Origin of the sequence: Halorientalis sp. LT38 (genome assembly GCF_037031225.1) — an archaeon.
In the GTDB taxonomy this organism is placed as follows: Archaea; Halobacteriota; Halobacteria; order Halobacteriales; family Haloarculaceae; genus Halorientalis; species Halorientalis halophila.
The window spans coordinates 3197643-3220925 of record NZ_JAYEZN010000001.1; the positions used below are offsets into that span (position 1 = coordinate 3197643).

A 23283-nucleotide genomic window follows, 5' to 3' on the forward strand; every position below is an offset into this window, starting at 1 on the left:
GAGAGGCGGTCGTCGATCCGTCGGGCGCCGTCCGAGCGGCGAACGTTTGATGCGCGTCCGGCACCTCTGGATACCCGATGCTTATCGACCCGTTCTCCGTCATGCGGGAGGACGACGACTTCGACCCCGAGGACGTGCAGGTGTCGATGGAGCGGGCCGACGCGGCGACGTTCTGGGGGTTCCTCGTGGCCGCGCTCCTCGCCCAGGCCGGCCTGTTCGCGCTCAGCCTCGGCCTCATGTTCGGCGGGTTCCGCGGCGAGTGGGGGATCGGCGTCCCGCTCGTCGCCGGTGGGCTGGTCGCACTCGGGCTCACCGTCGCCATCGTCGTGTGGCACGGGCGGCGATGACGTCCCCACGACAGTTTTGGTCCCGCCGACCCAACCCGTCCACGATGCGTGAACTCGAGGCTCGGCGGCCCGACTCGATAGTTCGGTCCCGTCACGGGGGTCGATGACGCAGTGGCCGGACTCGTCTTCTGGGGCCTCGTCGCCCTCGCGACCGTCACGGGCCTGGTGACGGCCTGGACGCTCGGCGCCAACAGCAATTCCCCGCCCTTCGCGCCCGCTATCGGCGCCAACGCCATCTCGACGATGCGAGCGGCCTTCCTGATCGGCATCCTCGCCGCCCTCGGCGCCCTGACCCAGGGCGGGGCCATCTCCGAGACGGTCGGCGCGGGGCTGATCGACGGCGTCGCGATCACGTCGCTGGCCGCCACCGCGGGCCTGCTCACCGCGACCGGCTTCATGGCCTTCGGTATCTACTCGGGCTATCCGGTGCCGGCCGCATTCGCGACCACGGGCGCGATGGTCGGCGTCGGGCTCTCGCTGGGCGGCGCCCCGGCCTTCGACACGTACCGCCGAATCGTGACGTTCTGGGCGCTCGTCCCGCCGGTCTCGGGCGGACTGGCGTACCTCACTGCCACGATCTTGCGACGCGACGACATCCCGGAGACCGTCGGCGTCCCGCTGCTTGCGGCGGTGGTCGGGGCCATCGTCGCCAACGTCCGCCTGAGCATCATCCCCTCGCCGACCGGCGCGGAACAGGGCTCGATCGCCGCCTACGCTGCCGGTGTCGCGGCCCGGGCCGGCGTCCCCGGCGTCGAACTGGCTGCAATGGGGGCGGCGACCCTCGTCGTCTCGGCCGCGAGCTTTCTGTTCATCCGGCGGCGGACCCTCGTCTCGGTGGACCGCGGAGTGAAAGTGTTCCTCGTCCTCCTGGGCTCGCTCGTGGCCTTCTCCAGCGGGGGGAGCCAGGTCGGTCTGGCCACCGGCCCCCTCGAGAACCTCTACCGGGCCGAACTCGGGCTGCCGGGGTTCGTCCTCCTCGCCGTCGGCGCGACGGGCATCCTCGGCGGCGCGTGGATGGGTGCGCCGCGGCTGCTGCAGGCCACTTCCCGGGAGTACGCGCAACTGGGGGTCCGACGGTCCATCGCCGCGCTGGTTCCGGGGTTCGTCATCGCCCAGCTGGCCATCGCGCTCGGGATCCCCATCTCGTTCAACAACATCATCATCTCCGGGGTGATCGGCGGTGGCCTCGCCGGCGGCTCCGCGGGCGTCTCCCGGCGGAAGATCGGCGTGACCCTCGTCTTCTGGCTGCTCACGCTCTTTAGCTCCATCGCCATCGGGTTCGGGCTCTACCGCGCCCTGGCGGTGGTGCTCGCCTGAGTTACCGGACGACGGTCACCGTCACGGGTGCCTCACCGACGACGGTCGTCGCGACCGTCCCCAGCAATCGGCTCGCGATGCCGGACTGGGACCCGCCGTGGCCCCCCATCACGACGTGATCCGCGTCGCGGCTCTCGGCCGTTTCGAGGATGGTCTCGGCCGGATCGCCGGTCTCGACGACGATCTCGACGTCCCGGTCGCCGTCTCCGGCCCGGTCTCTCGCTCCCTCGACGAGTCTGGACGCGCGCTCGCGGGCGCCTTCGCGCCGGTCCTCGTCTGTTTCCAGCATCCCGCCTTCGCTCATCGACTCGTCCAGCGGCGTCACGACGTTCAGGACCGTGACCGGACAGTCGAACGTCTCGAGTGCGTGGCCGAGCGCCTCCTTGGCGAGCGGCGATCCGTCGAGCGGGACCAGAACCTGCGTCGGGGCCATGGCGGGAGTTACTGCGCCGGACACAAGTACCCCGGCGGTGGTGTAGCTCCGCGGTCGGAATCCGGGTGGGTTTTAACCTGTAGGAGGTCGAACGTGATGCAACCGCACACCCCGCATGGCAGAGACGTTCTACAGCGTTCTCGGCGTCGAAACCGACGCCGACGCCGAGGCGATACGCGACGCGTTCCGGGCCAAGGTCAAGGAGACCCACCCGGACGTGAGCGACGACGACGACGCGGCCTCGACGTTCAAGCGGCTCACGGCCGCCCGCGACGTCCTCGTCGACGAGACCAGCCGACGGCGGTACGACCGCGTCGGGCACGCGACGTACGTCCGGCGCCACCTCGACAGCCCCGCCTGGTCCGCCGACGCCGACGCGTCGGACGTCGGCACCGACTCACGCACGGAGGCCGGCCAGTCCGCCGGCGGAACGACGACGGGCACGACCGACGCGGACGAGGCGAGCGATTCGAGCGCCGGGGATACCAGCAGCGGTGACAGCGACGGAACGAGCGGCGCTCGGTCGACTCCCGGCGATTCTGGGTCGAGCGGGTCGTCCTCGCGCGCCGGACCCGGGTCGGCGAACCGCCGGGGGACGCGGGGCGGGTCGACGGCCGAGAACTACCGACGCTATCGGTCGGACCACGGCGAGACGAACCGAACTGGGTCGGGACGGACCGGGCGGAACGCGACCGGCGATCACGGCACCTGGTCGACCGACTCCAGCCGGAACTGGGCGTTCTCGGGTGGCCGGACAGCGTCGACTGCGACCGGTGGCCACGAGGCGGACCCGCGCCAGCGCGCCCGGCGGGAGAACTGGGAGGCAGCGCACGCGGCCAAGAACGCGTACACTCCGTCCGGGTTCGAGCCGACCGCGGAGTCGGACGAGGCGGCCGCCGCTGCCCAGCGCGACGCGCTCCGGGCGATCGGCCCGTGGCTGGCGTTTCACTTCGTGTTCCTGATCAGCGCGTTCGTCACCGTCTGGCTGCTGATGACGTGGGTGCCTTCGGTGCCGACGCTATTTCTCTCCCTGCTGTTGCTCGGCGGAACGGTGTTTTTCTCGATCCTCCACCTGGTCTCGCAGGTGTACTCGTAACTCACTCGGCTTCCATCCGTTCGACGGCGGCCCGCGCCTCGACGACGCTCACCTCGCCGTCCTCGGTCCAGTCGAGTTCGTTGTACACCGTGCAGTTCCGACACTGGTCGCTGAAGACGTCCGTCTCGGTCGTCACGTTGCGGCTCTCACAGATCTGACAGTGCCAGACTTTCGTCGCCCCCCAGACGAACTCCGAACTCATACCAACCGTATCACCGTCGACGGGCAAAACACCCCGGCAGACGAGCGTCTGACGATCGAACAATTAAAGCAACGGACAGTGGCTGCGAAATTTATTTACGGTGTGGCACACGTCGCCACACTGGGACAATGGCACTGGGGGACGATTCGGGACGATCGACGAGACGCACGTTTCTGAGTACCGTCGCGGGCGGAACGGCTGGGATCGCCGGCCTGGCGACGACGGGCAGCGCGGCCGGGTTCGAGGGCTCGTACGCGGGCCGGGTGATCACCCGCGGACACTTCATCGCGCAGTTGTTTCTGGGGGTGGACCTCACCCCGCGGAACACCCGGACGAACTACCGGACCGACGGGACCATCCCCGGACTCACGGGAGGCGACGCGCCCGACGAACTGGTGGTCTTCGTCCACCGATACGAGAAGGACCTGCAGGGGGCGCTGGACTCGCTGCGTGGGTTCAACGACGCGCTCCGGGCGGCCGAGTACGACGAGGCGCTGGTCGGCTACGACTGGGACGGAAACGAGGGCCGCTGGAGCCAGCGCGTCGAAATCGCCGACCGGAACGCGGACAAACTCGGCACGTTCGTGCGGGACTACGCGGACGCCAGTCCGGACACCGACGTGCGACTCGTCGCCCACGGCGGCGGGGCCAAGACGGTCGCGGAGTGCCTGGAGTTCTTCATGGATCGGGGCTACGACACGTCGGTGACCTCGGTCGACTTCCTGGGCGGTGCGATCGACAACGACTCGGTCGCCCGCGACGGCCAGTACGGCCAGGCCATCGCCGACCACTGCGAGACCTGCCGGAACTACTACAAGACCGACGACGACTACCTCGGCTGGACGTACGCGTTCAAGGAGTGGGACAGGGCCGTCGGTGACACCGGCGCGGAGGGGGAGACCCCCGACAACTACGAGGAGTACGACGTCACCGAGCAGGTGAGCGACCACGATAGCTTCCCGCTGCCCGACGCCGGCTGCGTGCCGACGGTCGTGGACAACTGGGACTGACGGTTGCGGTAACGCGAGCTTTCGGTGGCTGCCCTCGGGTAAGCAGGTGTTACCCGCACCGTGTGGCGTTCGCGGTGGTTCGCGGCGAATCGCCGGCCGGATAAGCGACTGCTTCGCCACTGAACGATTGGCCCGGTTTATTCGCACCCTCGTGGTGGACCCCAGCGGAGATATTCTATGAGTCCACGAGACAAGCCACACCAGGGCAGCGGTGACCAGCACGAACGACGAACAGGCCAGCAGGGACGGCGAGGCAGTCCGCAACAGGGCGGAGAGCAACAGATTGGCGAGCAACAGCAGCGCCAACAGGGACAGCAGGGATACCGGCAGGGTCAGCAGGGTGAGCAACAGCAGGGCGGCCCTCAGCAGCGACAGCAGATCGGCGGCGGCCAGCAGCAGGGAGGCCGCCAGGGCCAGCAAGGTGGGCAGGGCTTCCAGCAGGGCCAGCGTGGACCACAGGCCCAGCAGGGCGGCCGACAGCAACAGGGCGGCCAGCCCCAGCAGGGACAGCAGCCCCAGCGTGGACCACAGCCCCAGCAGGGACAGCAGCCCCAGCAGGGACAGCAACCCCAGCATGGACAGCAGCCCCAGCCTGGGCAGCAGGGCCAAGGGGGACAGCATGGGGGGCGCCAGCAGCGACAGCAGATCGGGGGCGGCCAGCAGGGATTCGAGCAACAGGGGCAGCACGGTCAGCAGAGCGGTCAGCAACAGGGTGGACAGATGGGCGGTCGGCAGGCCGCCCAGCCCCAGCAGGGCGGCCAGCAAGGCCAGTTTGGTGGCCAGCAGGGCCAGCAGGGCCAGCGAGGCAGTCAGCAGCGCGCTCAGCAGTACGGGCAGCAGGGTGGCCAGCAGCGAGGGCAACAAGGCGGTCAGCCCGGCGGGCAGCAGGGCTTCCAGCAGGGCGGAAAGCAGGCTTTCCAGCAGGGTGGGCAGCAGCGCCAGCAGGCACAACAGCCCCAGCAGGGCGGTCAGCCGGGTCGCCAGATGGGCGGTCGGCAAGCCGCCCAGCCCCAGCCGCCCCACGAACAGGGCCAGCAGCAACAGGCAGGCCAGCAAGGGCAGCAGGAACAGCAGCCCAAACAGGGCGGCCAGCAGGGCGGCGGGCAGCAGTCACAGGGCGGCCTGAAACAGCAGACGCGGTCGCCCGCCGCTGAGCACTCGAGCCGGAAGCAAGAGCGCAACGAGCAGGGCCAGTTCACGAGCGACAGCTGATCCGCGCCGGTCTGCCCTGTTCGGCGAGCGGCCGTCTCAGCGAGAACCGCTTTTCTTCGCCGTGGGTGGGGAATCGACAGGTTGGGACCTCGCGAGACGGGTCGCCGACACTTCGACAACCGTTTTTCCCTGGCCCGCAAAGTTCAGGTATGAACGTCCGGGAGATTTCGGAGTTGCGGCCCGACGAGCGGGCCGCGCTGTTCGAGCGGGACGCCGGGATCGACGAGATCCGCGACGACGTCCGCGGGATCGTCGATCGCGTCCGCGAGGAGGGCGACGTGGCGATACGGGAGTTCAGCGAGGAGTTCGACGACGTGTCGGTCGGCAACCTCGACGTGACCGACGCGGCGGCCCGCGCCGCCGAGGAGATCGACGACGAGGTCCGCGAGGCCGTCGAGACCGCGGCCGCGAACGTCCGGGCGTTCCACGAACGCCAGGTTCCCGATGACTGGCGCGAGGATTTCGACGGCCGGGAACTCGGTCGTCGGTACGCCCCCGTCGAGCGCGCCGGGGTCTACGTTCCCGGCGGGACCGCCGCCTACCCATCCAGCGCGCTGATGGGCATCATCCCCGCCAAAGTCGCGGGCGTCGAGCACGTCGCGGTCGCGACGCCGCCCGCGGAGGAACTGAACCCCGTGACGCTCGCGGCCATCGAGATCGCGGGCGCCGACGCGGTCTACCAGGTCGGGGGCGCACAGGGCATCGCCGCGCTGTCCTACGGGACGGAGACGGTCGACCGCGTCCAGACGATCGTCGGCCCCGGCAACCGGTGGGTCACGGCGGCCAAGGCCGAGGTGCGGGGAGAGGTGGAGATCGACTTCCTCGCGGGACCGAGCGAGATCGCGGTGCTCGCCGACGAGACGGCCGATCCCGAACTGGTCGCCGCCGATCTGGTCGCGCAGGCGGAACACGACACACGCGCGTCGGTCGTCGCTGTCACGGTCGACGAGGAACTGGCCGCCGAGGTCGCGGCCGAGGTCGAGGCGCAGGCGACTGGCAAAGAGCGGGAGGAGACGATCCGCGGCGCGCTGGAGAGCGACGCGAGCGGCGTCTTCCTCGCGCGGTCGATGAGCGAGGCCGTCCTCTTCGTCGAGGAGTACGCGGCAGAGCACCTCTCGATCGTCGCCGACGACGACGAGTCGCTGCTCGACCGCGTCGACAGCGCGGGGAGCGTCTTCCTCGGGCCGTACTCACCTGTCGCGGCGGGCGACTACGCCAGCGGACCGAACCACGTGCTCCCGACGGGCGGCGGCGCGCGTCGCTATGGGGGCCTGTCGGTCGACACGTTCCTGCGCTCGACCACCGTCCAGCGACTGGACCGCGACGCGCTCGCTGGCCTCTCGGAGACGATCACGACGCTGGCCGAGGCCGAGGGACTGACGGCACACGCAGAAAGCGTCAGGAAGCGCCTGGAAGACGACGAGGACTGAGCGCGGGCGGACCGTCGCTCACGTCGAGACGTGCGGGAGCAGGTCGTCCTCGAGTCGGGCGAGGCGGGCGAACAGTTCGCCGCCGGCCGGGAGCCCCTCGAAGCGCACACGCCGTTCGCCGGACGGCGCTTCCTCGGTGACTTCGGAGATGACGCCCTCGTCGTCGAGCCTCGGGAGGTGGGTGTGGACGAGCGAGACGTGGACGTTACGGCTGTCCTCGCCGCGAGCCTCCGCCACCGCCGCCGCCAGCTCCTCGACGCTCGCGGTGCCCTCGGCCCGAAGCCGGTCGATCAGGATCCGCCGGCGCTCGGAGGCCAACAGCTCCAGTGCGGCGTCGAGCTCCGCCGGCGGCGCCTCGACGCCCAGCACGGCGTCGATCAACCCGTCCTCGAACACGGCCGGGTCCGTCGGGACGATCCGGGCGTCCTGTCGATAGAGCAGTCCGATCTCCTCGAATTTCGGGAGGTGGTGGTGTCTGAGACTGACCAGCACGCGTTCGTAGCGCGCCTCCGTGACGTCGGTCAGCGAGACGCCCGTTTCGGCGCTGGCGACGAACGTGGTCAGCTCGTCCACCGTGAGGCCGTCGGGCCGCCCTCGGACGGAGGCGGCGATCCGTCGCCGTCGACTGTCGGCGAGCGCCGCGAACAGCTGGGACGGCGTTCGGGCGTCACTCGACCCGGTACGTCCCTGGGGGGTGGCTCTGCTGGACATGTAGTCTCACATTTCTCCGAAGCGGGGTTGACTCTGCTGCCAAAACGATTAGGGAGTCCCGCGGGTGAAAGCGACTCGCAACCGCCGAATTCGGTGGTAACGGTGGCTTAGAGGCCGTAATCGTCGGTGAAGCGGTCCCCCGTGCGACCGGTCTGTCGGATGGGACGTCGGGGTCCGCAGTCCCTCGTCGGGAGTGGCAACACAGTTAACATCGTTCGGCCGGTATCGTCGTTCATGAGCGGAACGTCTGCGGCCGCCGAGGCGGAGATCGAGGTCACCGAACCCGCCGCCGAGGAAGCCATCCGGCTGCTGGAGGGCGAGGACATGGACACCGACGTGGCCGGCCTCCGGCTGTTCGTCCAGCAGGGCGGCTGCGCCGGCCTCTCCTACGGGATGCGGTTCGACTACGAACCGGAAGACGAAGACACGATCTTCGAACACCACGGCCTGCGCGTGTTCGTCGACGAAGCGAGCATGAATTACATCGAGGGCAGCCGTCTGGAGTTCGAGGATGGACTCCAGGGCGAAGGGTTCCACGTCGAGAACCCCAACGTCGTCTCCGAGTGCGGCTGTGGCGAGAGCTTCCGGACCTAGTCGGCCAGCTCGAAGGCCACCTCCACTTCCGCCTGGTACTCGCGGTTCTCTACCCCTGCGATCTCGACGCCCATCTCCTCGACTTCGACCCAGTAGACGTTGTCGAGGGTGTTCTCCGCGCGGTCGACCGCGTCGTCGACCGCCTTGTCGAAGCTGTCCGGACTCGTCCCGATCAGTGTGATCTTCTTGAAAACCATGGGTTGTCTCCCCGTGACGACGGTCCATTCGACGCTTCCCGTGTTAAAGGTTAGCACGAAGCGTCGAACCGCCGTCACTGTGGCGGACGGTGCACCGTCTCACCGTCGCCGGCCGAACGTTTACGTACCGAGACGGGACCACACCGGATCGTGCACTGATCGACGTCCGGCGCGGTCGAGGCGGGAGCGCGGTCCGCCGCGTCGGGACTCCCATGGATCGCCTGCTCGCCATCACCCGCCGCTGTCGCTCACAGGTCCGCGTTCAGATTGTCGAGTTGATGCTGGGCCTGTGCGAGCGCACCCTCGTCGCCCTCGGCGAGGTAGTGGCCGACGGCCTGTGCGGCCCCGATCAGCGATTCGCTCGCCGCGAGCGAGACGTCCCCCTCGAGCGCCGCGACGCGTTTGCGGTGCTCCGAGAGCCGGCCCAGGAGGTCGCCGGCCAGGTCGTCGGGGTCGTCGTCGAGATACGTCCGCAGGTCGCGCCGGTAGTCCTCGACGGCGCTCGCGTACGCCAGTCCGCGGGCCGAGCGCATGGAGTCGGGGACGTCCGACGGCCCGGGTCGTTCGCCCTGATCGGCGCCGCGTAGCAGCGTCAGCAGGTAGTACTCCTCGTCGTCGCTGGTCCGCATCGCCTGCCGCAACTCGCTCGCGGCGTGGGCCAGCTCGACCGCCGCCAGGTAGGTGTCGTCGAGGGGCCGGAGCTCGCCGGCGTCGATGAAGCCGTACTGGCGAGTGAAGGCGCGACAGCGTTCGGCGGCGTCGGCGGCCAGTTCACGGAGCGGCGCGTCGTCGACGCGGGTTCGCACCTCGGTCAGATCGAGCGTGACCGGGCTGGCGGTGTGTTCCTTCCGTTCGTCCACGCCGACGCTCCGGAGGCTCCCGCACTGGGGACAGGCGACGCTTGCGGTGTCGTAGTACGACCAGCGCGTCTCGCAGTCCTTGCACTTCCGGTCCCCGCGGATCTTCATGCCCGAACCTTGCGGTGCCAGCCTCAAAACACGTGCGACAGCGCCCGGGGACTGCTTCCACCGCCCGTGGAGTGTGAAAATACTTCCCTCTCCCGACCCCACGTCCCGATATGCGCGACGAAGAGGAGATCCGCGAGCAATACGAGTTCCTGAAAGAACAGCTCGACGACGAGAACATGAACCATCAGGGAGTCAGACAGATGTTCACGTACTACAAGCGGGCGCTCGGGTGGGTGCTCGAGGAGGAGTACATCTGATTCGGCAACTCGCTCCCGAGACAGTGGACGCGTGAGGCCGATCGGCGACCAGAAGTTGAAGAACGCGCGTCCTTCGATCCGACGGGCAGCGATAATGGCGAGGTCGGTACATTTAAGTAATTATGGCCTCTGCGTTCAGGTGACGCTTCGCTTGGAGGGCCGAAGCGTCAGCGGGGACCAATTCAGGGCGGCAAGCAACCACGCGGGGTATTTTCACCTCCGCGTGGTTTGCTTTCCATTCGAGACCAATTACGACGGAGCCACTGCTCCGTCGGTCGATACGGACCACGCGCCGGAGCCGTGGCTATCTTCGCCGCCCAGTTTCGGTCCGTCGCTCACTGCATCCGGCCAGTCCGCGGTGCGGCCCCGGAACTCGACCCGGTCCAGTTCCGTCCGTCTCCGGAGGCACCGACTCGGCCCGCGATCCAGTGGCACTTTGTGCCGATAGGTTTGGCGAGTGTTCACCAGAGATGATACAAGCAAAACCCCCCGATAAGTCGCCCGTTACCCCCGCGGACGTATCGAAAGTCGATATATTTATGATATTCCGACAGTAACCTGCAGTTGGACATTACCGATGTACGACCTGACAGGATTTCAGCGTGACCTGCTGTACGTCATCGCCGGCCGGGAGGAGCCACACGGGTTGGCGATCAAGGAGGAACTCGAGGAGTACTACGAGAAGGAGATCCACCACGGGCGTCTCTACCCGAACCTCGACACGCTCGTCGACAAGGGCCTCGTCGAGAAGGGCCAGCGCGACAGGCGGACGAACTTCTACAGTCTGACCCGGCGCGGGCGTCGCGAGATCGACGCACGCCGGGAGTGGGAAGAACAGTACGTCGACCTCTGAATCAGATGGCGTGGTGGCGGGTCACGAGTCAGTGGACACTGTCGTGTTGACTGTCGGTTTTCACAGTCGCGGTCACTGATCGTCAGGGACGTCGGTCGGCTTCGAGCCGTTTTCCGGAACGCTGTCGTCATCCTCAGACTCGTCCGCGACCTCGCTCTGCGGATCGTCGGGTGGCGGCGTCGACTCGGTGGGTGTCAGGTACGTCGGGTCGACGGCCACCGGGCGAATCTTCGAGCCGGCCAGCAGTTCCGGCAGGACGATCCGGCCGAAGTGAAAGACCAGCACCAGGATGATCGGGCCGAGGAAGATGCCGTACCACCCAAAGAGGAGCGGGCCGAGGACGTACGCGAACATGACGAGTCCGATGTGGAGGTTCCGCCCGGAGACGTACGGCCGGAGGATGAAGTCGGGGAGCAGGTCGACGATCACGACCGTCACGGCAGTCACCAGCAGGACGAAGCCGAAGCCGGTCTCCTGGACGTAGGCCGTATACCCCAGATACCCCAGCATCGGCACGTAGATGATCTTCATCCCGACGACGGGGATCAGGCTGGCGACGCCGGTCAGGATGCCGAGCAAGGCGGGGTAGGGGATCTGGAGCGCGTCGGGCCCGACGTAGTTGAGGAGGTTGAACACGATGGCACCGATGCCGCCGGTGACGATGGCGTTGAGGATGTTGCCGAAGAAGATGCTCGCGAAGTCCTGGTCGACGGCCGCGACGTACGTCTCGAAGATGCCGCGGTCGTCGCCGAACTGGACGAACCAGCGCGACAGGCGGCTGCCGTCTTTGAGCAGGTAGTACGCGAGTGCGAACATCACGAACAGGTGGAGGAGCGCGGTCCCGACCACTCCGAGGTACTGGAGCCCGGAGTCGAGCGTCGAACGGACGGTCTCGACGCTTCCCTGGCTGATCAGCTCCGCGGGGTTCTCCGCGATGGTCGAGACGGGGACGTACGGTTCGATCATCGCCATGATGGGGCCCAGCTGCTGGCCGTTGAGATTGGTCAACTCCTGGACGGAGATGGCGATGGTGTAGGCCAGCAGGGCGATGGCCGGCAGCGTGAAGGTAAGCAGGGCGAGGGCCGCGGCGGCGCCCCGGTTGCGGACCCGTTCGTAAATCCGTTCGTACGCCGGCCGCGTGGCGTAGTAGATGAAGATGGCGAACACGAACGTGCCCAGAAACGCCTGTACGACGTAGGCGACGACGAGTGTAAACACGAACGCGAGACCCCACCAGAACGCTCGCGTCCGGTTGACGTCCAGACCGACCATACCGTCTGTTCCGCGCCCACTACCATGAATCCCGGGCCGAGGCGGCGCCACTCGCGGGAATCGACCGCGACCTGGCGCCGTATTCTTTAACGGGATCAAGCCCGTACTCCGACGGGTGGATCCCGTGTTGCAGACGATTCCGGCGCCGCTCGACGCCGAGGTGGTCCAGCTCGTGCTGGCGGCGGCGCTGGGGATGTTTCTCGGCCTCGAACGGGAGTGGTCGCACAAGACCGCGGGGATCAGGACGTTCGCGTTCATCAGCCTGCTCGGCGCGGTCTTTACCGTCGTCGGTGAGGTGGCGCTCTTGGCCGCCGGCGCCGCGCTCGTCGTCGTCCAGGGGCTGGTGCTCGCGGTCGAGGGGTTGCTCTCGGAGGACCATGGCCTCTCGCTGACGACGTCGGTCTCGATGCTCGTCGCCTACGGCGTGGGGGTGCTGGTCGCCAGCGGGTACGTCCTCGAGGGGGTCACGGTCTCCTTCGTCTCGTCGTTCCTGCTGGTGCTCAAGCGGGAGCTCCACAGTTTCGCCTGGGGGCTCTCCCACGAGGAACTCCAGTCGGCGACGGAGTTTGCCATCCTGGCGTTCGTGATCTATCCGCTCTTGCCGGCGGGCTCACAGAGCTTCGAGGCCGCCTCGCTCACCGTCTCCCTCGAGCCCCGCGTCGTCTGGCTCATGGTGGTCACCGTCGCGGGCATCGGCATCGTCAACTACGCGGTCGTCCAGACCTACGGCGGTCGCGGCATCGCAGTGACGGGGTTTTTCGGCGGGCTGGCCTCCTCGACGGCCGTCGTGGGGACGATGCTCGACCACGTCCGCCAGCACGATCGAGCGACCTCTTACGCCGTCGCCGCGGTCCTGCTCGCCGACGCCGCGATGGCGCTGCGCAACCTCGTCATCGCGCTCGTGTTCACCGTCGAGTCCGATATCCTGCTCGGAGCCATCGTCCCGCTCGGAGCGGTCGTCCTCGGGAGCGTCGGTGTCGCGGCCTACGCGGCCGACTGGCGCGAGTCCGTCGAGATCGACCTGCAGAGCCCGTTCTCGCTCCGCCAGGCGCTGGGCTTTGGCTTCATCTTCCTGCTGATCGTCGTCGCGGGGAGCGTCGCCCAGCAGCTGTTCGGCACCGCGGGGTTCTACGCGACCGCGGCCATCTCGGGGCTGGTCTCCAGTGCCGGCGCGACGACTTCGGCCGTCGTCCTCTACAGGGGCGGGACGCTCACGGAGCCCGAGGCCGTGCTCGCCATCCTGCTCGCGACCGCGGCGAGCATCGTCGTCAAGGCCGGTCTGACCCTCGCCAGCCCCAACCGCGGGTTCGCCTACCGCGTCGCCGCGTGGAGTCTCGCGCTGCTGATCGGCGCGACCGCCGTCACCTTCCTGGTGACGATCTGAGGCGGGACGGCGTCGTCCCGCGGTCGGCGGACGAACTATTATCGGATCGGCGACCGAAGTTCCTGCATGGATCGGGACAGCGTCGTGCCGCAGGTCGACGAGCTACCGGGCGAACGGGCGCGGAAACAGGTCGAATACCACCACGAGACGGCCGCGCCGAGCACCTACGTCTACGAGTTCGTCTGGGACCACACCGCGCCGGCGACCGGTCCCTTCTGCACCGACGTCGACGGCAACGTCCTCCTGGACTTCACGGCCCACGTCGGCGCCTCCCCGCTGGGATACAACAACCCGACGCTCGTGGAGCGACTCGACGAGTTCGACCTGGTCGACCCCACCAAGATCGCAGGCCAGGACTTCTACGCGGCCAGCGGCCCGCCGGGTGACACGTCGATCCCCGGTCCGGCGGACCTGATGGATCGGCTGGTCGAGGTCTCCGACCACTACGGCATGGACACCGTGTTCCTCTCGAACAGCGGCGCCGAAGCCGTCGAGAACGCGATCAAGATCAGCTACGACCACACCGCGGGCAAGTACGCGATCACGTTCGAAGGGGCGTTCCACGGCCGGACGCTCGGCGCGCTCTCGCTCAACCGCTCGAAGGGGATCTACCGGCGGCGGTTCCCCGAGATCGCGACCGTCCACGACGTACCGTTCTGTGCCGACCGGACGTGCGACCCCGAAACCTGCGACTGCGGTTTCTTCGTCGAGGACGGCTCCGTCCTCCGGCGGATGCTCGAACCGGGCCGGGGGTTCGTCGATCCCAACGAGGTGGCCTACGTCATCGTCGAACCAGTCCAGGGGGAAGGCGGCTACCGGTTCCCGAGCGACGACTTCGCCGCGGAGCTGGCGGCGATAGTCGACGAGCACGACCTGCTGCTCGTGGCCGACGAGATCCAGTCCGGGATGGGCCGGACGGGCGAGTTCTGGGCGTCGGACCACTACGCCTTCGACCCCGACGTGATCACGGCCGCGAAGGGGCTCCGTGTCGGCGCGACCATCGCCAGCGAGGACGTGTTCCCCGACGAGTCGAGTCGGCTGTCCTCGACCTGGGGTGCGGGCGACCTGCTGGCCTGCGCGCAGGGAGCGATCACGATGGACGTGATCCGCGAACAGGGGCTCATGGAAAACGCGACGGAGCGGGGCCGGCAGTTCCGCGAGACGTTCGACCCTGGGCCGGGCGTGGTCGACGTCCGGGGGCTCGGACTGATGCTGGCCGTCGAGTTCGACTCGAAGGATCGCCGCGACGACGTCATGGACGCCGCCTTCGAACGGGGCCTGCTCACGCTGGGCTGTGGGCGGAAGACCCTGCGAATCCTCCCGCCGATGGACGTGACCGAACGCGAAATTGAACTTGGCGCCGACCTGCTGGCAACGGCCGTCGAGGCCAGCGCCTGACGAACCGGCAACGCCGGCCGGTTCCCCTCGATGTCTGACGAAGATTTACGTACTGTTGATTGGTAACACGCACAATGTCCTCGGAACCGGCCGGAACGGACGACGGGGTCGACGCGCCAGTAGACGAGTTCACCGTGACGGGGGAGAACACGTTCGAGTTCATGCCAGGTCCGCTGACCGGCATCACCTGTCCCTGCTGTTTCAAGGACATGCTCCTGCGGGACGTGATCCGGTTGGGTGAGTGCAACAGCTGTGGCGCCGCCGTGGAACTGAAACTCGCGGTCGAGCGACCGTCTGACGACTGCCCGGCCGACGGGTCGCCGTAGTCCGCTCCGGACCGCGGCACCCGGGCCGGGTCCGGAGATGTTCGGGAGTAGGTTTAGTTGAACACTGGGCGGAGATTCTTCCATGGTCGTATCGGAAGACGGACAGAACGACGAAGCCGACAAGCCGTGGCCCCAGCAGTTGCTCGAGAGCCCGTGGCTACTGGCAGGAGCGGCGCTCCTGTACTTCACGCTCTCGTACATCGTCTGGGGACTGGTCGACCTGTTGTCAATTCCGCCCGGATAACCATGAAATCGCCACTCGACACGCCCGACGACGACTGGTGGAACGAGAAGATCAACCGCCGAGAGACGATCTGGCTCGGCCTGTCCGGCGCGTGGGCGGTCACGCTCTTCGGCTGGATGGCGGGCTGGATGCAGTTCGGGGACCAGAACCAGGTCGGTGAGACCCTCAGGACCCCGACCGACGCCTTCCAGTCCAAGGTCACTGAGTACAAGGCAAACGCCGGGAGCGTCGAGGCCGGCCTGGTCCCGCCCGAGAACCACGTGTACATCGGCGCGGTCCGGTACGCATTCGACGGTCTCCCGGTCGTCCTGGAGGCGGGTACTGAGTACGTCTTCCACCTGGGGACCTACGACGTCCAGCACGGGTTCTCCGTCAGGAAGGAGGACACGCTGAGCAAGCAGCTCTCGCTGCAGATGCTCCCCGGCTACGAGTGGAAGGTGCCGATGCAGTTCGACGAGACCGGCACCTACCACGTCGTGTGCAACGAGTTCTGTGGCACCGGCCACCGGACCATGCACGGCTCCTTCGAGGTCCGGGAGTCGATCCCGGACGTCAGCGGCGGCGGGAACCAGCGCCGCACCGAGGACTACGACGGCTGGTTCAGCGGCGACGCACAGGGCGGTCCGGCGCCCAACTACGGCGGTCCGACGGACGCGACCGGGCAGGACTCGGTCACCGTCACGGTCGGTCCGGGCGGGAACCTGACGTTCGACCCCGCCGCAGTGCAGGTGTCACCCGGGACCACCGTCACGTTCGAGTGGGAATCGAGCAACCACAACGTGGTGGTCGAGGACCAGCCGGACGGGGCCTCGTGGAGCGGCCACGAATCCCTGGAGGACAGCGGGTTCAGCTTCGAGCACACCTTCGAGACGACCGGGACGTACACGTACTACTGTGATCCCCACCTCCCCGCGGGGATGAAAGGCGTCGTGGAGGTGGTCTGAATGTTCGGATTCGGCACCTACCAGTACGACGACGACGGGTTCAGGACGTGTTCGGTGACCGGGTTGCGGATCCACCGGTCGGCCGAGGACATGGTGAAGCTGTTCGGGCTCACCGCCATCGTGGCGCTGTTGATCGGCGGGCTCTTCGCCATCTTCGTCGCGCTGACGCGCTGGGAAGTGATCGGCCTCCTCGGGGCGGAGGACTTCTACCGCTTCCTGAGCATCCACGCCTGGAACCTGCTGATCTTCTGGATGGTGTTCATGGAGATCGCCATCCTCTACGTCGGCGGCCCCTTCATCCTGGGCCGGAAACTGGCGCTCACTTTCCTCGCCAAGGCCGGATACGTCCTGATGCTCGGCGGCGCCATCGTCATCAACGTCGCCATCTGGCTGACCAAACAGCCCAACCAGGCGCCGCTGCTGACCTCCTACGCACCCCTGCCGTCCTCGCCGTGGTTCTACCTCGGCGTGGTCGTGTTCCTGCTGGGGGCGCTGGTCGCGGCGCTACCGTTCCTCGGGACGATCTGGCGGGAGAAACGCGAGAATCCCAACGACGCGCTCCCGCTGATCGCCTTCGGGGCGTTCATCACCGCGATCGTCGCGGCCGAGGCGATCGTCGGCGGCCTCATCACCTACGTCCCGACGCTTCTGTGGCGGACTGGCTTTCTCGCGCACATCGACGCCGCCTGGTACCGGCAGATGTACTGGATCGTCGGGCACGGGACCCAGCAGATCAACCTGCTGGCGATGATCACGGTCTGGTACTTCCTGACCCACGTGCTGGCCGGCGCGGAAGTCGCCAGCGAGAAGGTCTCTCGGTCGGCCTTCGTGCTCTACCTGTTCTTCATCAACATGGGCGCGGCCCACCACCTGCTGGTCGACCCCGGCGTCTCCGCCGGGTGGCGGATGTGGAACACGTCCTACGCCGCCTACGGGGCGGTGCTGGCGAGCATGATCCACGCCTTCGCCATCCCCGCCGGGCTGGAGATCGGTCGCCGCAAGCGCGGGAAGGGCGGCGGCACGTTCGGCTGGCTCTGGTCGGCGCCGTGGAAGGACCCCGGGTTCTCCGCGACCGTGCTGTCGATCATCTGCTTTGGCTTCCTCGGCGGCATCACCGGCGTCCTGATGGGCCAGATGCAGCTCAACATGACCTGGCACAACACGCTCGCGACGGTCGGCCACTTCCACGGCACCGTCGCGGTCGGGACGACGCTCGCGTTCATGGGCCTTGGCTACTACGTCCTGCGGCTGGTCTTCGGCCGCGACTGGATCGCGAGGCCCGTGGCCATCATCCAGCCGTACTTCTACGCCGGGACGATGGGCATCACGGTGTTGATCATGATGTACCTGGGGATCCTCTACGGTATCCCCCGCCGGCACCCCTCGGTGATGGACATCCCGGGGACCGACTTCAGCTTCGCCGCCGCGAAGCCGCTGTTCGTCATCTTCGGCGTCTTCGCGGTCCTGGCCATCATCGGCGGGGCGCTGTTCGTCCTGATCGCCGTCGGCTCCCTGCTGTTCGGCGAGAAGTACGATGGGGCGCTCCCGGTCGCACCGCCGACGGCCGTCGCGGACGGCGGAGACCACGAGGACACCGCACACCACCTGTTGAGCATGCGGGGCACGTTCGTCATGACCCTGTTCTTCCTTGCGGTGTTCGTGGTGCTCTGGGCGCTCAACTGGTACCTGCTGAGCCAGCTCTGGCAGGTCGGGTGACTCCCCCGTGACCGCACCTGCCGCGCTGCTGTCGCTGATCAAGCCACGGATCGCCGGCCTGCTCTGCCTGACCGGCGTGACCGCGAGCGTCGCGGCCGGCGGCCTGCCACTTCTGGACCTGCTCGCGTTCGCCGTCGCCGGGGTCGGCATGGCCGGCGGTGCCGCGGCGCTGAACTGCTACTACGACCGGGACATCGACCCGAAGATGGACCGCACGGCCGATCGACCGCTCGCGACGGGGGCGGTCGCCCCGCGAGCCGCGCTGTCGTTCGCCGCCGCCCTGCTGCTCGGGGCGACGCTGCTCGCGCTGTGGCGGCTCCCGCCGGTCGCTGTCGCCTACATGTGGCTCGGCGTCCTCTCCTACGTCGGGCTGTACACGGTCCTGCTGAAGCGCCGGCACTGGCTCGGCGTGGTTCTCGGCGGCTCGGCCGGTTCCTTCCCCGTCCTCGCGGGGTGGACGGCCGTGCGGCCGCTCGCGCTCCCGGCGGTCGTCATGGCGGCGCTGGTGTTCGTCTGGACCCCCGCCCACGCGTGGGCGCTCGCGGTGGTGTACCGCGAGGACTTCGCCGCCGCCGAGATTCCGACGCTCCCGGTGGTCGCCGCCCCCTCGCGGGTTCGCCGCGGTGTGTGGGTCTCGGCGCTCGCGACCGTCGGGACGGCCGGCCTGCTCGTTCCGTTCGCCGGCCCCGTCTACGCGGGGGCCGTGCTCCCCGCGGCGGCGCTGTTCGGACTCGCCTACCGGCCCTTCGCGCGGCGAGGCGGGGACGCCCGGGCCGTCCGGGCCTTCTTCTCGTCGAACGTGTTCCTCGCGGCCGTGTTCCTCGGCTGGGCCGTCTCGGGGATCACGGACGCACCGGTCGTCGCGGTCGCAGTCGCCCTCGGGACGGTCGGGCTGTTCGTCGGCATCTGGTCGCGTCGCCCGGCACTCGACGGCGTCCGGGCCGCGCCCGGGCCGGACTGGGCCGGGCTGGCGACGCGGGCTCGCGACCGGCTGACGGTGGAACTCGGCGGCCTCTGATCCGAACGGATTCGGGACAACCGGGCTGGCGATCCGGGGCGTATCGGACGGACGAGCCGCGACGACGGAGCATTCGAACACATGACACAGGACACAGCCCAGTCGCCGGTCGCGATGGTCGGATCGCTGGTACGGAACGCGTGGCGGACGATGAAGACGATCTACTACGCGAACTCGCTCAGCTGGCGCTTTCTCAAGGCGGGCGCGCTCGTGTTCATGGGCTTTTTCCTCTGGTCGGCCTCGAACCTCCTGCTCTCCTATCAGCCGGCCTGGAACTGGCTCCACTACCCGATGGCCTACGGGTTCCTCGTCTTGCTCTACGGGCCGGTGCATCACTTCGTGGTCATTCCCCTCGCGCTTCGGCTGCGACGGTCCGGCGGGCGACGGACGACCGTCGGTACGCGCCTGCCGAACGCCGCGCTGGTTGCCTTCCTGATCGCCGTGGTCCTGCTCGGCACGTTCCCGACGGCCCCGGTCACGTTCGACTTCCAGTCGTCGCTCGAGGACGCCGGCGCCGACGTGAACCCCGACCTGCAATGTACGAAATCCACGAGCGGGGACGACACCACGATCCACTGCCACCTGACCGAGTCCGACGGGATCGACAGCGTCGCCGTCGTGACCGGCGGCGACCAGCTGACGGTAGACGACGACCCACCGTTCGACTTCGACGTTCGGGAGAGTCGGCTCCAGGAAGTCACCGGGGAGAAGCAGTTCCAGGTGGTCCTGCGCGACGAGAACGGGGACACGATCCGCCGGTACACCCGGACGGTCTCGATGATTCGCGAGGGGTGAGTGGCCCTCGCGGGCCGCGGCGGAAGCTGTCGCCTTGATTTCACGGATCGCGACGAACAACTTTTATCGGCGCGTTCGCCGAAAACCGTGGTATGACGGCTCAGTCGACCGCGACTCGGCGGGAGGAATCGCTACTCGAACTGCCGTCGCATCCGCTCGGGTACGTGGCCGCGCTCGCGGCCGTCGTCACGGGGGTGATCCACCTGCTGCTCGCCTCGCGAGTCGCCGGCTTCGACGCGACGCTCGCGGCACTGTTCGCGCTGAACGGTCTCGGATTCCTGACCGGGACCGCGCTGTACGTGAGCCGGTACTGGCGACGCGAACTCTACCTCGTCGCGGCGCTGTACGCGCTCGTGACCATCCTCGCCCTGTTCGTCTTCCAGGGGTTCGGCGTCGAGGCGTTCTTCGTGGAGGGGAGCCTCAATCCGATAGCCGTCCTCTCGAAGGCCGCCGAGGCGGTCCTGGCGACCTGTGCGGGCGTGCTCTACGTGCAGACCTCGCCCTGACGGTCGGTCGAACGAGGGCTGCCGAGCGCGAACACGGGGACTAGAACTGGTAGCGCCGGTCGTCTTTCTGCTGTTGCTGCGGGAACTGCCCGCCGGTCATCTCCTCGAAGGTCATCCCGGAGAGGTACTCGTCGTAGGTCACGTCGTAGCCGTTCCGGAGGTGGAAGTCCAGATTACCGGTTTCGACGGCGGTCTGGAACTGCATGTGGACGGCCCGGCGGAGCAACTCGCCCACGTCGTCGGGTTCCAGCGCGGCCGACAGCATCGCGAGTTCGTTGCGTGTCTCCCGGTCGAGGTCGATCGTCAACTCCTCGCCGAGGTCCGAGTAGGTCCCCTCCACGTCGTCTTTGAGGTCGTCGAGGCTCATGGCCGAGTCGTGGCGTCGCCGGAGGAAACCGCTTACGGCTGGCGACGACGCGAGCGGCGCCCGCGAACCGGGGGCCCCGATCAGCCCTCGTACACGGCGTCGAAGAACTCGACTTCGAGGGCCACGGCCCGCTCGAAGTTCCGTGCGACCCGTCGCTGACGTCGGTCGGGGAGTTCTGGACCGACGCGGTCCAGTTCCGCACGCAGCCACTCCACGAAGTCCGCGAACGCCTCGACCGCGTGAATCTCGATCCACTCGTCGAGGTAGAACCGGTCGGGCCGCTCGCCGTCTGCGGCGCGGTCGGCCCAGGTCAGGTAGACCCACTCGACGGGGACGAGCACGGAGAGGGTCTCGGCGTACCCGCCGTCACGGGCAGCCGAGAGCAGCAGGTCCTCGAAGGCCTGCGTCACCGGCCAGGGCTCGGGGTCGGTGCGCTCTCTGGCCGGGACGTCGAGCGCGTCGAACGAGCGCTCGAAGTAGTCGGTCTCGTCGGTCGCGACGACGGTGAGGAACTCGCCGAGTTCGGCTTTCGCCGCCGTGTCGTGGGCCTGCGCGGCGGCGTAGCCGACGACGCTCGCGAGCGTCTCCACGAACCGGAAGTCCTGGACGAGATAGCGGGCCATCGCGTCGTCGGCGATCTCGCCCGCCGCGAGTTCCTCGGTGAACCGGTGCTCGGTGGCGGCGGTCCAGTCCGGACCCGTGCGCTCGCGGAGCCGGGTCGTGTAGCGGTCGGGGCCTCCCTCCTCGACGCTCATACCGGCCACTCCTCCAGACGCCAGGCGGCGTCCCAGAACATGTACTCGTAGCGCGAGGAGGTGACGAACAGGTCGCGGTACCGGTCCCGGACGTCGGCCGGCGCGTCCGCGGCGAGTTCGTCCATCAGGTCCCGACACCAGGACGCCAGTTCGGCGAACTCGTCGCTCGAATACATCTCGATCCAGGCGGCGTACCGTTCGTGATCGGGTTTCCCCCGCTCGGCCAGTCGCTCGCCTGTCTCGTTGAACCCCCACATGCAGGGCAGGAGGGCGGCGACGAGGTCGCCGAACGTTCCGGTCGCGGCCGTCCGGACGAGGAAGTCGGTGTACGCCCGAGTGGTGGGCGAGGGCTGGGTCGCTTCCAGTTCGGCCTCGGAGATGCCGAACTCGGCGGCGTAGGAGCGGTGGAGGTCCATCTCGGTGTTGATCGTCTCGTCGAGCAACTCGGCGAAGGTCCCCAGGCGCTCGAGCGACGGGGCTCGCGCCGCGCCGTGGGCGAACACCCGGCCGTACTCGATCAGGTAGACGTAGTCCTGTTTCACCCAGTAGCGGAACGGTTCCTCGTCGAGGGTGCCGTCCCCGAGCCGGCGGACCATCTCGTGGTCGTGGATGGCCCCCCAGACGGGGTCGACTGCCTCGCGGAGCTCGGCCGTGAAGGTCATGGTACCCTCCACGGATCGCAGTGACTAATACGTGGTTGTACAACGAACTAATGGCCGAGGCGATCACGCCTTCCCATCGGCGTCGGGTCGACCGCTGGACCAATCGACGAACGGTCGGCAAGAGGAACTATTCGCCGTCGTCCGGAAAGGCGCGTATGGACGTCAGGGAGGCCACGGGAGACGACGTCGACCGGGTCGGTCGGATCGCCGAGCAGTCGTTCCAGACCTCGTACTCGTTTAGTCCCCTCCAGATCGAGACGCTCGTCGAGACGGCGTTCGACCCCGAGGAGGTGCGTTCGCGGCTCGACGCCGACGACGACCACCTGTTCGTCGCCGCGAACGAGGACGGCGTGATCGGGTTCGCCGACGTCGGTTTCGGCGACCGAGCGCTGCTGCGCTGGCTCCACGTCGAACCCGGCCACAGAGGAGCGGGCGCCGGCACGGCGCTGTTCGATCGGGTGTGCGAAGCGGCGGCGGATCGCGACCTCCCGCTCGTCGGTCGGATCCTCGCGGAGGACGAGGAGGGGGAGACGTTCTGCGAGCAGTTCGGCTTCGAGCGCGCCGGGAAGACGGAACTGGACTTCGAATCGGAGACGCTCTACGGCTACCTCTACGCCGAACCGGGACTCGGCGACATCGGGTCGTCCGACCACGAGATCCCGGAGACAGTCTCCGAGGACGGACGGGAGTTCGACGTCGACACCGACGAGGCCACCCCCGGCACGGACGGCCCCTTCGTCCGACTGTTCGAGGACGAGTCGGACGAGGAGGCCTGGGGGTACCTCTGCACGAACTGCGAGAGCACGAGCGTCGGATCGGACAGCCTCGGTCGCCTCGAGTGTCAGAATTGCGGGAACAAGCACCTCGCCGATCAGTGGGACGCCGCGTACTTCTGACAGGAACAGCGTTTATCCTCCGCCGTCTGCTACTGACAGCGATGTCCCGACAGCCGCAGTTCCCCTGGTCCGGTGGTGCCGAGGATTCGACCCCACGCGCACAGCCACAGTCGCAGGCCCGTCTGGAACGGCTCGAGGAACGCCTCGTGCAGCTCGAAAACGCCCTGCGGGGCGTCGCCCGGGAGTCCAGTATCAGCGTCGACAGCGCCTGTCCCGAATGCAATCAGAGCCTGTTGCTGATCCGCAACGACGTCGCGCGGTGTCCGAAGTGCCACTACCGATATACGTTCTGATGGGTCGTGGGTGTCGGTGACGGCGGCAGGTGCGAGCGTCGGCAGGGGCCAACGGGGAATCGCCACGCGTAAGCGGCGGC

Annotated in this window: 29 protein-coding genes; 20 read left to right on the top strand and 9 right to left on the bottom strand. The window is 67.9% G+C overall.

What is annotated here, in order from left to right; translation table 11 throughout:
• Positions 1–77: 77 nt before the first annotated feature.
• Entirely contained in the window at positions 78–347 is a 270-nt protein-coding gene (locus U5918_RS16520; RefSeq protein ID WP_336002781.1) for a DUF7322 domain-containing protein, read from the top strand.
• 111 nt (positions 348–458) lie between these two features.
• Complete coding sequence (locus U5918_RS16525) at positions 459–1664, top strand: inorganic phosphate transporter (protein ID WP_336002783.1); 1206 nt, start codon at positions 459–461, stop codon at positions 1662–1664.
• Between the two features lies 1 nt (position 1665).
• On the opposite strand, the gene U5918_RS16530 is transcribed toward U5918_RS16525, so the two are convergent.
• Positions 1666–2097, bottom strand: coding sequence for a universal stress protein (locus U5918_RS16530; RefSeq protein ID WP_336002785.1), 432 nt, complete (start codon positions 2095–2097; stop codon positions 1666–1668).
• Positions 2098–2212: 115 nt separating this feature from the next.
• On the opposite strand from U5918_RS16530, the gene U5918_RS16535 reads away from it, so the two are divergent.
• A complete protein-coding gene (locus U5918_RS16535) occupies positions 2213–3193 on the top strand; it encodes a J domain-containing protein (RefSeq protein WP_336002787.1) in 981 nt (326 codons plus the stop codon).
• A gap of 1 nt (position 3194) precedes the next feature.
• Here U5918_RS16535 and U5918_RS16540 read toward each other — a convergent pair whose 3' ends face one another.
• The gene (locus tag U5918_RS16540; protein ID WP_336002790.1) at positions 3195–3395 is read right to left on the bottom strand and encodes a hypothetical protein; all 201 of its coding nucleotides are present in this window, start codon (positions 3393–3395) and stop codon (positions 3195–3197) included.
• A gap of 128 nt (positions 3396–3523) precedes the next feature.
• Here U5918_RS16540 and U5918_RS16545 point away from each other — a divergent pair, with 128 nt between their 5' ends.
• The 3 genes from U5918_RS16545 to hisD all read left to right on the top strand — a co-directional run bounded on the left by U5918_RS16545 (position 3524) and on the right by hisD (position 7047).
• Positions 3524–4405, top strand: coding sequence for an alpha/beta hydrolase family protein (locus tag U5918_RS16545; RefSeq protein WP_336002792.1), 882 nt, complete (start codon positions 3524–3526; stop codon positions 4403–4405).
• A gap of 984 nt (positions 4406–5389) precedes the next feature.
• Entirely contained in the window at positions 5390–5617 is a 228-nt protein-coding gene (locus tag U5918_RS16550; protein WP_336002794.1) for a hypothetical protein, read from the top strand.
• A gap of 149 nt (positions 5618–5766) precedes the next feature.
• On the top strand, positions 5767–7047 hold the full coding sequence (gene hisD, locus U5918_RS16555) for a histidinol dehydrogenase (RefSeq protein ID WP_336002796.1): 1281 nt from the start codon (positions 5767–5769) through the stop codon (positions 7045–7047).
• Positions 7048–7065: 18 nt separating this feature from the next.
• Here hisD and U5918_RS16560 read toward each other — a convergent pair whose 3' ends face one another.
• Positions 7066–7758, bottom strand: a complete 693-nt coding sequence (locus tag U5918_RS16560) for a DUF7344 domain-containing protein (RefSeq protein WP_336002798.1) — start codon at positions 7756–7758, stop codon at positions 7066–7068.
• Positions 7759–7992: 234 nt separating this feature from the next.
• Between U5918_RS16560 and U5918_RS16565 the strand changes: the two genes are divergently transcribed.
• Positions 7993–8352: a HesB/IscA family protein gene (locus U5918_RS16565; protein WP_336002800.1), complete on the top strand. Its 360-nt coding sequence runs from the start codon at positions 7993–7995 to the stop codon at positions 8350–8352.
• Here U5918_RS16565 and U5918_RS16570 read toward each other — a convergent pair.
• Both U5918_RS16570 and U5918_RS16575 read right to left on the bottom strand, forming a co-directional pair.
• Positions 8349–8549 (bottom strand): dodecin, encoded by a 201-nt coding sequence (locus tag U5918_RS16570; RefSeq protein WP_336002801.1) that lies wholly within the window; start codon positions 8547–8549, stop codon positions 8349–8351. The two genes, U5918_RS16565 and U5918_RS16570, sit on opposite strands and share 4 nt — an antisense overlap.
• Before the next feature lie 248 nt (positions 8550–8797).
• The gene (locus tag U5918_RS16575) at positions 8798–9517 is read right to left on the bottom strand and encodes a DUF7117 family protein (RefSeq protein ID WP_336002803.1); all 720 of its coding nucleotides are present in this window, start codon (positions 9515–9517) and stop codon (positions 8798–8800) included.
• A gap of 110 nt (positions 9518–9627) precedes the next feature.
• Here U5918_RS16575 and U5918_RS16580 point away from each other — a divergent pair, with 110 nt between their 5' ends.
• Both U5918_RS16580 and U5918_RS16585 read left to right on the top strand, forming a co-directional pair.
• On the top strand, positions 9628–9774 hold the full coding sequence (locus U5918_RS16580; protein WP_169302358.1) for a hypothetical protein: 147 nt from the start codon (positions 9628–9630) through the stop codon (positions 9772–9774).
• Between the two features lie 577 nt (positions 9775–10351).
• The gene (locus U5918_RS16585; protein ID WP_077207569.1) at positions 10352–10627 is read left to right on the top strand and encodes a PadR family transcriptional regulator; all 276 of its coding nucleotides are present in this window, start codon (positions 10352–10354) and stop codon (positions 10625–10627) included.
• A 72-nt stretch (positions 10628–10699) separates the two neighbouring features.
• Here the strand turns inward: U5918_RS16585 and U5918_RS16590 are convergent, their stop codons facing one another.
• Positions 10700–11899: an AI-2E family transporter gene (locus U5918_RS16590; RefSeq protein WP_336002807.1), complete on the bottom strand. Its 1200-nt coding sequence runs from the start codon at positions 11897–11899 to the stop codon at positions 10700–10702.
• 115 nt (positions 11900–12014) lie between these two features.
• Here U5918_RS16590 and U5918_RS16595 point away from each other — a divergent pair, with 115 nt between their 5' ends.
• The 9 genes from U5918_RS16595 (at position 12015) to U5918_RS16635 (ending at position 20230) form a co-directional block, all read left to right on the top strand.
• The gene (locus tag U5918_RS16595) at positions 12015–13283 is read left to right on the top strand and encodes an MgtC/SapB family protein (RefSeq protein WP_336002808.1); all 1269 of its coding nucleotides are present in this window, start codon (positions 12015–12017) and stop codon (positions 13281–13283) included.
• Positions 13284–13349: 66 nt separating this feature from the next.
• Positions 13350–14681, top strand: coding sequence for an aminotransferase class III-fold pyridoxal phosphate-dependent enzyme (locus U5918_RS16600; RefSeq protein WP_336002810.1), 1332 nt, complete (start codon positions 13350–13352; stop codon positions 14679–14681).
• Positions 14682–14755: 74 nt separating this feature from the next.
• Positions 14756–15007 carry a hypothetical protein gene (locus U5918_RS16605; RefSeq protein ID WP_336002812.1) on the top strand — a complete coding sequence of 84 codons (252 nt, stop codon included), beginning with the start codon at positions 14756–14758 and terminating at the stop codon, positions 15005–15007.
• Between the two features lie 82 nt (positions 15008–15089).
• Positions 15090–15251: a hypothetical protein gene (locus U5918_RS16610; protein WP_336002814.1), complete on the top strand. Its 162-nt coding sequence runs from the start codon at positions 15090–15092 to the stop codon at positions 15249–15251.
• A gap of 2 nt (positions 15252–15253) precedes the next feature.
• The gene (locus tag U5918_RS16615) at positions 15254–16195 is read left to right on the top strand and encodes a plastocyanin/azurin family copper-binding protein (protein ID WP_336002816.1); all 942 of its coding nucleotides are present in this window, start codon (positions 15254–15256) and stop codon (positions 16193–16195) included.
• Positions 16196–17911, top strand: coding sequence for a cytochrome c oxidase subunit I (locus U5918_RS16620; RefSeq protein ID WP_336002817.1), 1716 nt, complete (start codon positions 16196–16198; stop codon positions 17909–17911). It begins immediately after the preceding gene.
• 7 nt (positions 17912–17918) lie between these two features.
• Entirely contained in the window at positions 17919–18929 is a 1011-nt protein-coding gene (cyoE, locus tag U5918_RS16625) for a heme o synthase (RefSeq protein WP_336002819.1), read from the top strand.
• Positions 18930–19010: 81 nt separating this feature from the next.
• Positions 19011–19724 carry a hypothetical protein gene (locus tag U5918_RS16630; protein WP_336002820.1) on the top strand — a complete coding sequence of 238 codons (714 nt, stop codon included), beginning with the start codon at positions 19011–19013 and terminating at the stop codon, positions 19722–19724.
• A gap of 92 nt (positions 19725–19816) precedes the next feature.
• Entirely contained in the window at positions 19817–20230 is a 414-nt protein-coding gene (locus U5918_RS16635) for a DUF7475 family protein (RefSeq protein WP_336002822.1), read from the top strand.
• Positions 20231–20270: 40 nt separating this feature from the next.
• Here U5918_RS16635 and U5918_RS16640 read toward each other — a convergent pair whose 3' ends face one another.
• From U5918_RS16640 to tenA, 3 genes are all read right to left on the bottom strand, one after another.
• Positions 20271–20597, bottom strand: coding sequence for a ribbon-helix-helix protein (locus U5918_RS16640; RefSeq protein WP_336002824.1), 327 nt, complete (start codon positions 20595–20597; stop codon positions 20271–20273).
• 80 nt (positions 20598–20677) lie between these two features.
• Entirely contained in the window at positions 20678–21352 is a 675-nt protein-coding gene (locus U5918_RS16645; RefSeq protein WP_336002826.1) for a TenA family protein, read from the bottom strand.
• Positions 21349–22014 (bottom strand): thiaminase II, encoded by a 666-nt coding sequence (gene tenA, locus U5918_RS16650; protein ID WP_336002827.1) that lies wholly within the window; start codon positions 22012–22014, stop codon positions 21349–21351. The genes U5918_RS16645 and tenA overlap by 4 nt, the downstream gene beginning before the upstream one ends.
• 155 nt (positions 22015–22169) lie before the next feature.
• Between tenA and U5918_RS16655 the strand changes: the two genes are divergently transcribed.
• Together U5918_RS16655 and U5918_RS16660 are read left to right on the top strand one after the other, a co-directional pair.
• Positions 22170–22910 (top strand): GNAT family N-acetyltransferase, encoded by a 741-nt coding sequence (locus U5918_RS16655; RefSeq protein ID WP_336002829.1) that lies wholly within the window; start codon positions 22170–22172, stop codon positions 22908–22910.
• A gap of 41 nt (positions 22911–22951) precedes the next feature.
• Entirely contained in the window at positions 22952–23203 is a 252-nt protein-coding gene (locus U5918_RS16660) for a hypothetical protein (protein ID WP_336002831.1), read from the top strand.
• The last annotated feature ends 80 nt before the right edge of the window (positions 23204–23283 follow it).